General features: G+C 52.7%; 14 protein-coding genes. 5 read left to right on the forward strand and 9 right to left on the reverse strand.

Features of this window, described 5'->3' with window-relative positions; genetic code table 11:
• Nucleotides 1-6: 6 nt before the first annotated feature.
• The 5 genes from NTD80_RS05340 to NTD80_RS05360 form a co-directional block, all read right to left on the reverse strand.
• Complete coding sequence (locus NTD80_RS05340; protein ID WP_262132497.1) at nt 7-507, reverse strand: hypothetical protein; 501 nt, start codon at nt 505-507, stop codon at nt 7-9.
• A 4-nt stretch (nt 508-511) separates the two neighbouring features.
• Nucleotides 512-799 (reverse strand): colicin E3-like toxin immunity protein, encoded by a 288-nt coding sequence (locus NTD80_RS05345; protein ID WP_106802676.1) that lies wholly within the window; start codon nt 797-799, stop codon nt 512-514.
• A 15-nt stretch (nt 800-814) separates the two neighbouring features.
• Nucleotides 815-1,978 (reverse strand): S-type pyocin domain-containing protein, encoded by a 1,164-nt coding sequence (locus tag NTD80_RS05350; protein WP_262132499.1) that lies wholly within the window; start codon nt 1,976-1,978, stop codon nt 815-817.
• Between the two features lie 212 nt (nt 1,979-2,190).
• Nucleotides 2,191-2,319, reverse strand: a complete 129-nt coding sequence (locus tag NTD80_RS05355; protein ID WP_262132500.1) for a hypothetical protein — start codon at nt 2,317-2,319, stop codon at nt 2,191-2,193.
• 3 nt (nt 2,320-2,322) lie between these two features.
• Nucleotides 2,323-2,694 carry a PH domain-containing protein gene (locus NTD80_RS05360; protein WP_065908583.1) on the reverse strand — a complete coding sequence of 124 codons (372 nt, stop codon included), beginning with the start codon at nt 2,692-2,694 and terminating at the stop codon, nt 2,323-2,325.
• 157 nt (nt 2,695-2,851) lie between these two features.
• Between NTD80_RS05360 and NTD80_RS05365 the strand changes: the two genes are divergently transcribed.
• Nucleotides 2,852-3,487, forward strand: a complete 636-nt coding sequence (locus NTD80_RS05365) for a LysE family translocator (RefSeq protein ID WP_106802678.1) — start codon at nt 2,852-2,854, stop codon at nt 3,485-3,487.
• Between the two features lie 6 nt (nt 3,488-3,493).
• On the opposite strand, the gene NTD80_RS05370 is transcribed toward NTD80_RS05365, so the two are convergent.
• From NTD80_RS05370 to NTD80_RS05385, 4 genes are all read right to left on the reverse strand, one after another.
• The gene (locus tag NTD80_RS05370) at nt 3,494-3,823 is read right to left on the reverse strand and encodes a hypothetical protein (RefSeq protein WP_106802679.1); all 330 of its coding nucleotides are present in this window, start codon (nt 3,821-3,823) and stop codon (nt 3,494-3,496) included.
• A 242-nt stretch (nt 3,824-4,065) separates the two neighbouring features.
• Nucleotides 4,066-4,608 carry a CbrC family protein gene (locus NTD80_RS05375; protein WP_262132503.1) on the reverse strand — a complete coding sequence of 181 codons (543 nt, stop codon included), beginning with the start codon at nt 4,606-4,608 and terminating at the stop codon, nt 4,066-4,068.
• Nucleotides 4,609-4,633: 25 nt separating this feature from the next.
• Nucleotides 4,634-5,008 (reverse strand): hypothetical protein, encoded by a 375-nt coding sequence (locus NTD80_RS05380; protein WP_213552646.1) that lies wholly within the window; start codon nt 5,006-5,008, stop codon nt 4,634-4,636.
• On the reverse strand, nt 5,005-6,555 hold the full coding sequence (locus NTD80_RS05385; protein ID WP_262132504.1) for a J domain-containing protein: 1,551 nt from the start codon (nt 6,553-6,555) through the stop codon (nt 5,005-5,007). The genes NTD80_RS05380 and NTD80_RS05385 overlap by 4 nt, the downstream gene beginning before the upstream one ends.
• 426 nt (nt 6,556-6,981) lie before the next feature.
• Between NTD80_RS05385 and NTD80_RS05390 the strand changes: the two genes are divergently transcribed.
• The 4 genes from NTD80_RS05390 (at nt 6,982) to NTD80_RS05405 (ending at nt 13,570) form a co-directional block, all read left to right on the forward strand.
• The gene (locus tag NTD80_RS05390; RefSeq protein WP_262132506.1) at nt 6,982-8,163 is read left to right on the forward strand and encodes a DUF6932 family protein; all 1,182 of its coding nucleotides are present in this window, start codon (nt 6,982-6,984) and stop codon (nt 8,161-8,163) included.
• A 737-nt stretch (nt 8,164-8,900) separates the two neighbouring features.
• A complete protein-coding gene (locus tag NTD80_RS05395) occupies nt 8,901-11,786 on the forward strand; it encodes an AAA family ATPase (protein WP_262132508.1) in 2,886 nt (961 codons plus the stop codon).
• A 211-nt stretch (nt 11,787-11,997) separates the two neighbouring features.
• Nucleotides 11,998-12,828, forward strand: a complete 831-nt coding sequence (locus tag NTD80_RS05400; RefSeq protein WP_262132510.1) for a hypothetical protein — start codon at nt 11,998-12,000, stop codon at nt 12,826-12,828.
• Nucleotides 12,821-13,570: a hypothetical protein gene (locus tag NTD80_RS05405; RefSeq protein WP_262132511.1), complete on the forward strand. Its 750-nt coding sequence runs from the start codon at nt 12,821-12,823 to the stop codon at nt 13,568-13,570. The genes NTD80_RS05400 and NTD80_RS05405 overlap by 8 nt, the downstream gene beginning before the upstream one ends.
• Nucleotides 13,571-13,724 lie beyond the last annotated feature (154 nt).

Consider the following 13,724-nt stretch of genomic DNA (forward strand, 5'->3'; position numbering starts at 1 on the left):
AGTTGATTAAACGGTGGGTTTTGCCCACCGTTTGCGTGCTGAAGACTGTGCGAATACCACACCGTTGAAGGTGTGGGTGTCGTAGTCGGAGAAGGGCCCCATCTGCTCGGGCGTCAGCATTGGATTGACCTTTTGCAGCAGGCCCGCTTCGTCGACCCACAAGCCGCTGTAGTAGCTGTTTTCATCCGTTCTCACGGACTCCTCCTTGTCGCTTTCATGCATCGCAACGATCCAGAAGATGGGCTCTGGGCGATCCAAGCGGGCTTTGGCTTCACTGAAAACCTCATCCCACGGGTGGCCCACTTTGGATAGGAGAAACCGGAACAGCGGAGTGTAATCAAAACCGTGTCGTTGATGGCTGTGCATCGAACCGCGGTTTGATCGTTTGTCTTTTTCGCTTTTAGTGTGCCGCTCGTACCGGTAGGCGCGACAAGTGCCGTGGCGCACGCCGTGGGTTCGGGTGTTGACTGAGCGGTAGAGGAGGAGCTTTTGCAGTGTGGGTTTCATCGCATTAGGACGCCTTTTGGCGTTGCTTTGGGGGCGGTGGCCAGGCGCCTTGGTACCGGAAGGAAATTTGGTAGTCGAAGCGATCGGGTTCGATCATGTGCTGGAAGTACGGCTGAATAATCGTTACCCAGTTAGGTTGAACGTTGAATACGTCGGCGTAGATCGCGGTTTCTTCGCCTAAACCTAATGCTTCAAAAACACTGTCTGGATCTGCGATATCCGCTGAATACTCATCCGCCTTCAAGTCATTGCTGTGTTTTTCGTACCATCGCAGTCTGATTTTCATTAGCATTTTCCGAGTTCCTTTTTATCTGTAAATACGACGTTTCGGGTCCGCCGGTCCGCGACGCTCGGCGGTGTAAGGATCAAATGCGCCGAGGTGTGTTAAATCGCTATTTCGATAGACTTCCAGCTCGCCTTTTTTAGAATCCCACTCAAATATTTTTCTTCCTTTTGCGTCTTTCCAACGTTCACGTAAGCCGGCTCCGCCTTTTCTCGGTGTTAAAGGCTTTTGGGGAATCAGACCGGGAAAGCCTGTTATGTCCTCCGTTTCGGGTGGAGAGAAGTAATCATGGTGTGGGTTTCTGAGCCCTTTCCTTGGCTGGTTTACCACCACATACAGCGGCCGAACCCCCGACTCCACCGGGAACACCAGGATAAAATCCCGATACTCCGGCGGATAAATCGGGTTCACCAGAATCTGTGCGGCCTTCTGCGTCGGCGGATAAATCCAGATTACCGGCGCTTGCGGCGCAGCCTCCAAGGCTGGAATACCCAGCGTGTCACTTGGATCAACGGCGGGCGTCCAGATCAGCTCCACGCCCTCGTCCAAGTCCGCCACAAACTGATCGCCACGGGTTTGAAACTGCACTACATCAATCATCTGCCAATCGGCATGGTTACCCGTGTAAAACCCATACCCCTTGAGCGTACCGTCCTCGCGTTGCTCAATATGCAACCGCATCTGCGACCGCGCCCGCTGCATCGAACGCAACTGCTCCTCGCTGTAGAGCGCGCTATCACCCAGCTTCGACGGCCAGGCCAGCGCCACCAACCCCGTCAACAAGCCTCCGGCGACGGACCCGACGGCAGTGGCCGCCGACTCCAAAACCGCCGAACGCAACGCCAACTGCCCGAGGCCAACGGGCAATGTGCTGCCGCTGATCTTGCGCAAGGCAACTGCGCCGCGGCTGTCCACCTCACGCCCACCCAGCAGGCTTAAATGGCCATACTCCTTGACCAACTCCAACGGGACATACCCAGCTGGATTAAAGTAGTGGGTGACGCCGTCAGGCAGTTGGCAGGGCTTGATGAAAACGCAGCCGCAAGGTTTGGCTAGCGTGGGTACCGGGGCAGGGGATGGCTCGAAAAAATCAACCGTCAGCGAATACGGCACACGCAATGGCTGCGGAATCAGGATGCGCTGTTTGAGTTGCTCTGCTTCGGTGGGGGGATAAAAGCGTTCTGACATGAGCGGCTCACTTCCTTGTGCGAGGAAGTGAGCCTACGGAGGCGAATCAGCGCCTGATATGCGCTTTGTTCGATGAGTTGCGTGGGAAAGTTCAGCGGCTTACCAGCGGCCCTCAGCACTGATACTTGAGCCCCACCATCAGATGGCGTGGGGCACCGCTGAAGTAGGTGTTGTACCGCCCATACCCGCTGTAATACTGGCGGTCGAACATGTTATCCAGTGACCGATGCACTCAGGTGCTTGTCGATGTCATAGCGCGCCAGCAGGCCCACCACTGCGTAGCTGCCTTCCTTGGCGTAAGCAATGAAGAACCTTGGGACGCCAAGGTCTTTTTTTGCCACCAATCAGCCCAGCAGATGCTTGGAAATCAACCGCGAGATTTCCACAATCGACGTCTTCCCCGTGAACTCAAACCTCACTTTTCCCAGCGACGAAAAGTAAATCTCCAACTCCGAATCCAGGTCAAACGTCCCGGATGTCTCCACCGAATACGCGACGATGTTTTTATACGGCAGCGACGTGAAGTCCTTCTTGCTGCCGGTAATCCCCTGCACGTTGACCGCGATGATGCGCTTGGTGGTGAACACCACGCCGTCGCGCATGGCCTTGTAGGCGTCGATCACTTCTTCACCGTCGAGCAGCAGGGCCGAGACGCGTTCGGCGTATTCGTTGTTTTGCTTGAGCTTGAAGAAACCTTTGTTGTTGAAGTCGATCATGGGCCGGTCCTTAGATAAGTAGTGCCGTGGGTGTATGACGTTTTGCTCGCGGATCTGTATCTAACGCGCGCATTTTGAACGCCCTACCATGGCGTCCAACCCTGCAACGTTGGCCAAATGTTTCACGTCGACAGAACAATACCCCAGGAGCCGAAGAATGCCTGAACTGTCCAGCTGGCTGGCCTATGCGCTGATTTCACTCGGCATGGTGCTGACGCCCGGCCCGAACATGATTTATCTGATTTCTCGGTCGATCTGCCAGGGACGAACGGCGGGTTTTATCTCGCTGGGCGGCGTGGCGCTGGGGTTTGTGGTGTACATGTTGTGCGCAGCATTGGGGATAACGGCCTTGGTGATGGCAGTGCCCTTTGCCTACGACGCCCTGCGCTTCGGCGGTGCGCTTTATCTGGTTTACCTGGCGTGGCAGGCGATCAAACCGGGTGGTCGTTCGCCGTTCCAAGTGCAGAGCCTGCCCCAGGACAGCCCGCGCAAGCTGTTCACCATGGGCCTGGTGACCAACCTGCTGAACCCCAAGGTGGCGGTGATGTATCTCTCGCTGCTGCCGCAGTTCATCGATCCGAACGGCCATGGCAGTGTGCTGGCGCAATCCCTGGTGCTGGGCTTTACGCAGATCTTCATCAGCGTGAGCGTCAACGCGGTGATTGCCACGATGGCGGGCTCCATCGCGGTGTTTTTCGTCACCCGGCCGGGTTGGCAAGTAGTGCAGCGCTGGCTGATGGGCTCGGTGCTGATGGGGCTGGCGGTGCGGATGGCGGTTGAAGGGCGGCGCTAGGTTGCCTTACTGGATGTCCTTAAGGTAATCCTTGAGGGCGTTTAGCGGTGCCGGCAGTTCATCAAGCTGACCCACGCTTTGCACATCAGCCGCCAACCGTTGCAGTTCGCGACCCATCACCGTATTGGCGCCGCCCAATGCCTCAAGTGCCTGATCAACACAGTCCGCTATCTTGGATTGAATAGCCGCCAGGTTCCCCTGGCGCACCAGCAGCCCAAACACTTCGCGTTCATACCCATCCATCACCAGGTCATCCCGCAAAACCGGGCTGCCGCCGTCCGTCTCGTGCACCAGTTTCAGTGCAAAGAGCGCAACCGCTTCCAGCGTCAATTCCATGGTTTCGGTGCCTCTGCTTTTTGGGGGAGGGCGATGATCACTGTTCTGTGCGTGAAAAAAAAGACGGAGCGCCGCGAATTTTGTGAACCCGTGCCCATTAACCCGCATGCACAAGGAACGATATTAATTAGCCATGCTCCAACCGCCGTGCCACGCCCACCCCGATGGGCGCACGGCTCATCGGCTCCCCCCTCACAAGCGCCTTCCGTCACCGGCGAGCTGGGCTGAAGGATGTCGGTGTGTCAGTGGCAGTCCTGATAGGCGCCCAACGTGGCGCAATGGCGACATCTGAAGAGGTACGCAGTAGGACCGTGGTCTTTTTCCAGCGCCTCGAAGAACGCCTGCCACTGCGGACCGTCTTCCAATCCGGTGGCGTCCTGAACCGCAGCGATCGCTTCGGCGCCCAGCGCCAGCAATTCTGCACGACCAGCCTTGCCGATGAATTGGCCTGCGTCGTTACAGTGGGTGAACCACGCTTCCTGCTGCCAGCCGCTGAAACCCGGCGTACGCTGGCTGACTTCGGCGACCTGCGCGTCGCTTAGCCCGGCGTCGCCGTCCAGGCCGATACTGTCCTCGTCGACAAATGTCGCACCGAGGCGCTCGTGGGCACTGCCATCGGCAATGCACCACGGGCATATGCAGGCTTCGTACTCTTCGATGGCATACACCGGACCCACGTATATGTAGCCCCGCGTCTGATTGCAACAGACGCAGACGGTGCTAGACGGTTGCACCGAGCCGCTGCCGACCGGGTCGTGGTGGTAAGTAAACTGTGGCAATGTCATGGGCATCTCCTTTGTCTTGATTGGTTCAGTCGCCCGCGACGACCGCTGCTACCAATTCTTCCAGCGACGAGTACACCTCGGCATCGTCGATGGAGGGGCATCCGGCGTCCAGCAGATAAAAGCGCGGGCTCGTGGTGCGCTCCAGTAAAATCAGGCGCCCTCCGGAGTCGTCGCCCACCAGTACATGGTCGGGAAAGTACTCGGCGATTTCATACGTTTGCTGACGTTCGAGTATCTCGTGGGTTGCATGGATTTTCACCAGGTCCGCCAGCATTGCGCCGTCACTGAATGCCCAGAACGTGCGGATCCAAGCGTCGGTAGGCAAGGCCAGGTGCCCAGCGGTCGTGTCGATTTGCGCTGCGCTGGCGGGTGGGTTTTTCTCGCTGTAGTGCATGTTCACAGTGCCTGCGTCAGCCAGGTGCCAGGTCGATAAAGCTGCACATAGGCGATGACACCGATCATCCCGATGCAGAACATCCATTGCAGCCAACTGAGGCCGGCAATCCGCTGGATCGCCCGCCATGGCCGTTGCCAGCGATACGCGTGTTCGCGAGCGACGGCACGCGCGGGTCGCAACAAGCCGATCAATCCAGTACCCACATACGTGACCAGCCCGAGCAACCCCAGCCAATTCCAGATCACCAAGGCCAGTGCCAGCAGCGGACCGCTGTTACGGATCACCAAGTGGCGACGGTCTGAGAGGAGCCGGTGGCGGACGCACCAGCGGCTGACGCGTTGATCGAGGTCATGCAGGCTTTCCGACAGGACGGCCCAGTAGTCCAGCAGCCATTTGCCGACTTGCGCCATCAGGTAACCACCCAATGCATACAACGGCAACATCAACAGCCAAGGACCCCAGTCGGTCACGCTGGCAAGTTGCCTGAGCGCGAGGCAGACGGTGAGTACGCTGGCTGCCCGTGTTACCCCATGGCGCACCGGACGATACCCGATCATGGCCTGCCAGAACCACGGATCATGATTGGGGAACAACCCCAGCAGATCGGCGAAACGTGTGGAAAATTCTGCCGACAACTGCTCGCACGCCTGCCAGTCTGCCTCGCCGAACGTGGCGGTCAGCGTTGCCTGCTGCGCGGGCTTCGTACACATCAGGAACAACGCCGCTGCATTGGCCGCGGGACTGGGCGCCTGCGCACGCTGTCGCGCCAGTTCACCCAACTCATCCAGCCAGGCGTGCTGCTCGCAACGCCGGTTCAATGCCTGCCACTGCGCCGGCTCGATGGGCACACACGCCCCTTCAGCATCCCAGCCGAACAGTCGGCACACCTGGCGAAACAACTGCGCTGACCAGTGCTGATGCACTGTGAACAGGTTGAGCACATGCACCTGCAAAGCCTGGCGATGGGTAAAATCCAGCAACCAGCCCTGCCGGCAGGCCCGCTCCAGGTGCGTGAAAAAGAAGGCTTGCTCGCCGGGTTTCATCAACTGCTCAAGGTCGGCGTACAGCGCAGTGGTAAGGGCCAGGACCAATCGCTGATGCGCGAACCCGCCGCTGTTGATCTGTTGCCAAGGCGTCAGCCATTGACGCTCTTCCGCGCCCCAGGTCAGCAGCGCCAAGTGCTCATCCGGCGCATTGACACAACGCTGGAACAGCAACTGTTCGAACTCGGCGGCGCACCCATGGGCCAAGGCTTTGGCCCAATATTCAGCTGCACGCGAGTCATCGAATTCGGACAGCAGCGCATGGGCTTGCTCCAGGGCGGAACGCGCCAGGCTAGGCGCCACATACTCTGCCTGATCAGGTGTGTCTGCTACGTTGCGCACGCTATGCAGCGCCTGCTCGTAGGCTTCGCGCAGGCGTTGGAAAGCAATGGGATCATCGTCCGGGCGCGTGACCTTGAGTAGCTTGGCGTATTGGCGTTTGAGAGTACGCTCGTCAGCGTGCACGGGGAGGTTGAGGACCTTCCAGCAGTCGAGGGTGGGGGCCATGATCAGTTATCGGCCGGCAAAAGGGGAGCGAGTTTGTGTTGAGGTGGGAGATGCACGCGTTCTTCCTTGAGGCTGGGTGCACGATCATAGCCGTAGAGGGGGGGGGGCGTTCATGTTATTGATTGACCGCGTCATCGTTGAGATCGTTCGCGGCGTTGTGCGAGGCGGTTTTTTCGGTGTTTACGGGGGCGGAGAGGGGGAGTGCACTTTTCTACAGGCGAAAAAAAAGACCTTGAATTTCAAGGTCTTTTTTTAAGATGGTGTCCGAGGGAGACTCGTGCGTGCCATATATTTCAAGTCTTGCAGCCTGATTATACATTCTGGGATACAAGCAGGGATACACGGTAAAGTTTGCTTCAGTCTTTAGCGTGATGGCTCTCCGCCAACCGTCCAGCTATCCTCATTTTTTTCTTGCGAATAATGACTATGACAACCTCCATCCCCGCCTTCAACGAACAAGGTTTTCTTCCTGAAGGCATCCATACTTGTTCGGGCTCCGAGTTTATCGAAAAATTCTGTTCGGAGAATGAAATCCGACAAAATTTCAGGAAAGCTGCTGTCGATATTTTCGATTTCGCAGCATCTAGGAATGCGAATTATGTGTTTATTGGTGGATCTTTCATAACCGAGAAGAAAGACCCGCACGATTTAGATGCGTTGATAGTTCTTAAGAGCAGAGAGCATATTCCTACAAAGAACGAACGACTTCTAATATCTGGGCGGCGCTTGGATGTGATGTTTTGTTCGGAGGATGATCCGAAAATTCTAAACGCCTTTATTCACTTGCTCCAAAATGGAAGATTTAATCAAAATCTTGGGATCATTCAAGTTTTGTTAAATTCTAGTCAGGCCGCCTGGGAAATACGTCAATTTACAGATGATGATACCTATGAGGTTATTAAGCGTGCATATATAAATAGGGAGCTTATAGAGCTCAATGAACCGGCAGGAGTATTGGTTACGGTTCACGGTATTATGTCCAACGGAGGGTGGAATACCCATGTGTTGCCTGCAGCGAGTAATCAAGGGTGGATCGTAGCTCCGTACTTCTATGGGTTTGAGACGCCAGACATACTGCTGAATAAAGGTAAGCGTAAAGCAGCAGTAGACGACTTTAGGGAGTGGATTTATGACATCCAGCAGACCTATTGTCAGAACGGTGAAAAGATTTCTGTTATCGCGCATTCGTTTGGAACGTATCTTGTTGGAGCCTACATGTCAGGTTTTGAGGAGGTTCCTCCTGTGACATTTAATACTATAATTTTGACAGGTAGTATTCTGAATGAGAATTATGATTGGGCTGCTTGTGCAGGAAATAAAGTTGGGAGGGTTAGAAACGAGATTGCTCCAAACGATCAGTGGGTGAAGTGGATGCCAGATAAAAAATGGATCGAGCTTGATCCGCTTTTTGGTCGAGCAGGAGTTAACGGATTTAATAGTGACTCATCAATACTTGATCAGCCACGTAATAATATTTTTGATCATAATAATGTTATTAAGCGTGACGTTGTCCGAACGATGTGGATGCCTTATCTGAATAGCAACAAGGGTGCTGGGATGAAAGAGTTTTTTGAATATCTGAAGAGGACTGCGTCTGCTAAGCCATAGGAAAGGTTTTGTTACTTCAGGTATTAAATACCCCTTGGGGACCCTGTAACTTCCTATGAGATACGGGGTCGGAAACCCGCGGGACTGTGGTAGCGGGAGATGCTGCAGCTTACTGAAATTTCAACGTTGAAATTGAAAGGATCTTGAAGGAAAAAGGACATCTTTACCGTTCCGGTAATGGTGGCCTTGGATCGATTGTTTCGTAGTGCAGATGCACAGGTGAACATGCAGTTCACCGGGTTCACCTGTTCACTAAGCGGGGAGTTCTCCCGCTAACAAGGTCCGGCGGGTTTCCTGCCCCGTACCTTCAAGAGTGCTACAGGGTCCCCACTATCGAACCAAAGCTAAGAGCATGACCCACATCGCTTGCGCTGGAGGAACAATACTAATGGGGCTAGGGGGATACCCTAATAAAACCGTGTTACGAGTGTTACACGTGTTACACAGGACTCCAAGCATTTGATTTTAAAGGATTATCGTGGCGTTACACAGCTGTGGCATGTTTGCCGATATGCGTGTTACATGGCAAATGGGTGTTACACCAATGAACGCCTTGGGAGGATCTGTTTGTGATGATTACGGTGTGTGTCATCGAACTAGGGGCTTTCGCTTAGAAGGCCCGCTACCGGCCAAAAGCGGCCGGTAGAACTGCTGAGCTGAGTTATTGTAGGTGCCTGCCTGATGGCGAAATGCCCCCGCTCCGGTTAGGCTGAAGATACTTCAGGGAGGGCATGCGAATGAGTCAGTATCTATTGAGCTTTGCCAGAAGCCACTTGAGTGGCAAATCGGATGGCTATCTGGCCCTTCTCTGGTGCATGGCCAAAGCGAGCCAGGATCGCGGACGCTATTCAGACCACATCAAGTCCTATCTCGCGTCGAGCGCTGACCAACTACTGAATACTAATTTTCAACGTATCGGTGCGCTCTTTAAAAGGGGGCTGGAGTCTAGGCCGGAACTGGACTGGGTGACGCCTTCAGGCCTCAGCCCATTGCTGGATTTGCAGGTTAAAAACTTCAGGGGCTTCGGCGAGTTGTCTGCGGATGACAGGGGATGCTTTCTGCGTTTTAGCAAAATGAAGAACATCTTCTACGCACCTAATGGTGGGGGGAAGTCTTCGCTTTGCGAGGCGATTGAGTACGGCACGACCGGGCATATCAAAGAAGCAGATCGCCGGAAAACGAAGGTGAAGGCATACATTGCGAGGAGCAGTGTGAAGCCGACGCTGTCGTTGGTGGGCCGGGACAGAAAAGCCGTGACCAAGAGTCTAGCTTGGTCAGCGTGCTTCATTGATCGCAACCGTCTTCAAGAGTTCTCATTGCTCGGCTCTAAGGATACTGGGAGCGCTGAAAGCGATGTAGTGGCCAGTCTCTTCGGCCTTGAAGAGTTTCAAGAGGTTATCGGGCGGTTCGTGAAACCGGAGAGCTTCAATCTCAACCAGTACTTTAAGCCAGACCAGGCCGAAGCGTTGACCCAGGTTGAATTAGCGCGAAAAGACCTCCTTGCCGAGCGCCAGGGTCACTTCAAAAGCATGACTGAGATCAATGACCAAGTATGCGAGGCGCTCGGTCTGCAGTCGGATCAGCAATCTGCTGTTCGAATTAGATTTTTGCGGCTGAAGAACGAGATCGAGCTGAAGATCCGCAAGGCGGAGCAACTGAAACTTGCAGAAGCTCCGGTCGTTGATTCTTTCGTTCGAATCGAGCGAGCAGCACGTGCCGCTCGCTACCTCCTTGCCCGAAAGTCGATGATCGAGACTTTTTTTTTAAAAAGTGCCAAGGATGTTAACTACGAAGCCGTTTACTTGGCCATTAAAGACCTGGGCCAAGTGGAAGAAAATGACACCTGTCCAGCATGCTCTACTCCGTTGCAACTCGTCGTGGAGAACCCATTTGAAAAGGCAAAACGAGAGCTCCAGGCCTTAAGCCGGCTGGAGCGTTTAAGAGCTGCTGACCAGCGCAATGACGAGAAGATTCTTCAATTCGTTAGAGCGGTGGCCGCTGGGCTTGTGGGAGTCGAAAAGAACACCCGGCTGGATATCCCTTGTCGTCTTCATCTAGACGACCTCAAAAGCGAATTGGCCAACCTCCAGACATCCGCCGACCGAGGAGCGTGTGCGGCATCCGTGCTAAGTCACTTTGACTCGCTTGTTAGAGATGAGGCAGCCGAGATCGAGACCTACCTACAGGCTTGTAAACAGAAGGACGAAGTGTTCGCACAAGCTTCGGAGGAAATCTCCCGCCTAAGTAGTTCGGTCGAGTTACTCCAGCAGAAGCAAGATGCAATCAAAGACCTGTTTGGTGCCAAAAATACCTGTAGAAAACTGATTGAGACTGCAGGCAAAAAAATCGCGGGCCTCATTGTTCGACGAAATAGTTTAAAACGTGATGACGCCGATACGGCTCGGTTCAATACCCTCATTCGTCAATTGCAGGATGAGTACGGCAACCTCTATCAAGATCTGCTGGGGTACAAACTGTACCTTGAGAAAGCACGTATTACTGGGATCGAGACGAAAGCGGCTGAGTACTACAAAGCCATCAACGATCATGACGATGAGCATGAGCGTATTGATGCTATCCGCTTCGAGAAGATCAACGACAGCTATCGAATCAAGATCAATGGTGCGAACGGCACAGTGCAGGACGCTTTCTCGGTGTTGAGCGAAGGGCACCTTCGTGTGCTCGGCCTTTCGCTTCTGCTGGCAATGGCAGAGAAGAATAAGCTCCCACTGATTGTCTTCGATGACGTCGTGAACGCGATCGATAGCGATCACCGGTCGAACATCATCGATCTATTTTTCTCTGACCGTTACCTTCGGCGTACTCAGATGGTCGTGACAACACATGACCGTCTGTTCTGGGAGCGCTTCTGCATCATCGCTGATCGGCACCCTCAAGCCGATCAGCATACAAGTTGCGTTTTAAGTTATACGAACAAAGGCATCGTGGCGCTCGACCACTCCGGTGGGTTTCAAGGCAAGGTGCACGATGCATTGCGCGTTTATGACGTGAGGCAGGCATTGATCTATTGCCGGATTTGGTTTGAGTCAATTGTGATCGAGTACTGCCTGGAGAATGCCGTGTCTATCACTGCTCAGTTCGGCAAGTCTCAGCTGAAGAAGAACGTATATCTGCAGGTCAGTTTAGAGAGAACCTTCTCACTGATCGAGCCGGTGCTCGCTTATGATCCTGTCCACTTCAATCTGATCAAAAATGATCTGGTGAACTGGGCCGGCCAGAACCAGGAACACCACGCATTTGATGAGGGAAGTTTGAACTTCGTACATTCAAAAACTAGCAAGGAAGTGGTCAGGATCTACGACGCGATTCGCTTACTTGAATGCCAGCTTTTCCCCCTCAAGAAGGACATTGCATGTAAGGCATTGCTGGTTGAAGTGAACGATAAGGTCGATCAGTGGGTAGGGAAGCTTGCAAAGCTTGCCCAGGCCCCAGAAGGGGTGCAAAAGGACGCTGAGGCGCGCCTGAGACTCTTGCGCAGGCGTGCAGATGAGCTGACTCAGGAGCTAGCTTACATCGCCTTCTGCCTTGCCGAGATGGCCAAACTGAATCTGCCAAACCGCCAGATGCAGCCGGATGATGAGCTTTTGGAGGAGAAGGGGTAGGAAGCAGACGTCCGCTTTCATCAGACCACGACACAAGCGCCGCTGAGCGGTAGATGCACATCTCCTCCAAGCCAGATTGATAGACAGTCTAAAGGGTGGCACTGTGCTATTTTAGGCGTCTAGGAGGGTCGAGTCGAGGTTGGGGAGTTTTCTCCCGCAGCATTGACAGACCAAGAGAGATACAATAAGTACGATTGGAGTGCAGGGAGCAATGGCAATAAATTTTGATGTGGTTATTGAAACACCTGAATACGAAGTAGATATGAAGGCTGGACTGGATACCCTCCAAGGGATTTCAGACGCGACCCGAATTATTGGTGAGACGTTGTTGACTCAAAAGGTACCGCAACGTATCAGCTACAAAAGCGATGTGAGAACAACACTTAAAAAAACCTTTCCGGGATCGTACGGTCACATATTCAGTTTAGACTTAATGAGTGAAGAACTTAAAAAGCAATACCGAAAAATTGGTTCCGCTACTTTTTCAGAACTTATGTCATACTTTACTAAAGAAGCGTTGCATATAGATGTAGACGTGGATTCGCTATCAGAAAAAGCTCAAAAAACTCTTGAGGCGCTTGGCGAAAATACTGAAAAACTGATAGAGCAATTACGAGAATCACCACTTCGCAACATTCACGAGGTTCCTAAGAAATTCGGTTACAAAGTACTGTTGAATCGCCGGAATAGCGCCATCAATAGAGAAGTACTTGTCCAGTTTGACAAAGAAACATCTCTAGTGTTGGATGCAAAAAAAACTGATGAAAGGGTCACCCTGCTGGCAAGTATTCGAAGACTTAATACCAATACGGGAAACGGCCGACTTCAAGTGAAAGACGGTGAGGAAACAGTCGCATTTGGTTTTTCTACAATGTATCGAGACGTAAGGCTGGCGACCAAGAAAAAGTTCTCAGAAAATCTGGACTATAATAATGGCATTGATATTGAGCATTGGAAGTATTTGGAGATAATCGCGGCCCCAGTGAAACTTCAAGATGAGAAAATCGTGAAGTACATTGTGTTGGGCTTTCACGATGAGTAATAGATACATAAGCATTGCTGCCGGATTGATTGCGCTGGTTAGTCTGCTTTATCTAGGGAATTTCTATTTCCGCCTAGGGTATGTGGTTTCGGACAGTCCTGAAGCTTGGGGGCAGTTGGGAGATTACGTCGGCGGCGTCCTAAACCCATTGCTCAGTTTCGTGTCGATCGTTTTATTGATAAAGTCACTTGCACTGCAAAATGATGCCAATAGTGATCTTAGAGATGAGATTCGAAACACTAGAAAAACTGAAAGGCTTCGGTCCTTCGAAGCGCAGCTGTTTCACATGATCGAATCTCAGCGATCATTGTTTGATTCCTTGCGCTTGGAAATCTCTTTGAATGGCGAAGACATTGAAAAATTTGGTGCGGATGCGGTTATAGCAATAGAGGATGAGATCATAAGAATTAGAAAAGAATTTGATCTGGATCAGTTTGGTGATGATCGCATACGTGAATTTCTGGAGCGCGTGGACGCCACCGATAAAATCTTTGGTGTTACTCGTATTTTCTATAATATAGTCAAGCTAATCACTGACAAACTAAGTGATGGTAATGGCTTTGAGAAAAGTGATCGTACTGCTCATTATGTGACGCTAATAAACTTCAGTGACTTTGCTCTCCTTCGACTTATAATGATTTCTGTTCAATTTATGGATTACCATTCGGTCGAGTATTTAAAGAAAAACTTGGAGTTCGGCTCGGTTTTAAATGACATGTCACTTGGATATTCATTATACTAATGATCATCGGTTTAAACTCCTTGTCCTACCCTTCATTGCCTCTGATTTACTGGGCACGTTCGACTGACTCCTTCTGCTCGAAAGCGGCCGCTATCGACCGATTCTGTTGAAAAAGTCGGATTTTCAGATCACCTGAACTCAGGCACGGCCACCA

It is taken from the genome of Pseudomonas sp. 13B_2.1_Bac1, from assembly GCF_025466155.1.
Taxonomy (GTDB): Bacteria; Pseudomonadota; Gammaproteobacteria; order Pseudomonadales; family Pseudomonadaceae; genus Aquipseudomonas; species Aquipseudomonas aylmerensis.

Excerpts from the sequence above, each read along its gene's own strand:
- NTD80_RS05340 (WP_262132497.1), bottom strand. The coding sequence starts at position 507 with ATGAAACCCACACTGCAAAAGCTCCTCCTCTACCGCTCAGTCAACACC.
- NTD80_RS05345 (WP_106802676.1), bottom strand. The coding sequence starts at position 799 with ATGCTAATGAAAATCAGACTGCGATGGTACGAAAAACACAGCAATGAC.
- NTD80_RS05350 (WP_262132499.1), bottom strand. The coding sequence starts at position 1,978 with ATGTCAGAACGCTTTTATCCCCCCACCGAAGCAGAGCAACTCAAACAG.
- NTD80_RS05360 (WP_065908583.1), bottom strand. The coding sequence starts at position 2,694 with ATGATCGACTTCAACAACAAAGGTTTCTTCAAGCTCAAGCAAAACAAC.
- NTD80_RS05365 (WP_106802678.1), top strand. The coding sequence starts at position 2,852 with ATGCCTGAACTGTCCAGCTGGCTGGCCTATGCGCTGATTTCACTCGGC.
- NTD80_RS05370 (WP_106802679.1), bottom strand. The coding sequence starts at position 3,823 with ATGGAATTGACGCTGGAAGCGGTTGCGCTCTTTGCACTGAAACTGGTG.
- NTD80_RS05375 (WP_262132503.1), bottom strand. The coding sequence starts at position 4,608 with ATGACATTGCCACAGTTTACTTACCACCACGACCCGGTCGGCAGCGGC.
- NTD80_RS05385 (WP_262132504.1), bottom strand. The coding sequence starts at position 6,555 with ATGGCCCCCACCCTCGACTGCTGGAAGGTCCTCAACCTCCCCGTGCAC.
- NTD80_RS05390 (WP_262132506.1), top strand. The coding sequence starts at position 6,982 with ATGACAACCTCCATCCCCGCCTTCAACGAACAAGGTTTTCTTCCTGAA.
- NTD80_RS05395 (WP_262132508.1), top strand. The coding sequence starts at position 8,901 with ATGAGTCAGTATCTATTGAGCTTTGCCAGAAGCCACTTGAGTGGCAAA.
- NTD80_RS05400 (WP_262132510.1), top strand. The coding sequence starts at position 11,998 with ATGGCAATAAATTTTGATGTGGTTATTGAAACACCTGAATACGAAGTA.
- NTD80_RS05405 (WP_262132511.1), top strand. The coding sequence starts at position 12,821 with ATGAGTAATAGATACATAAGCATTGCTGCCGGATTGATTGCGCTGGTT.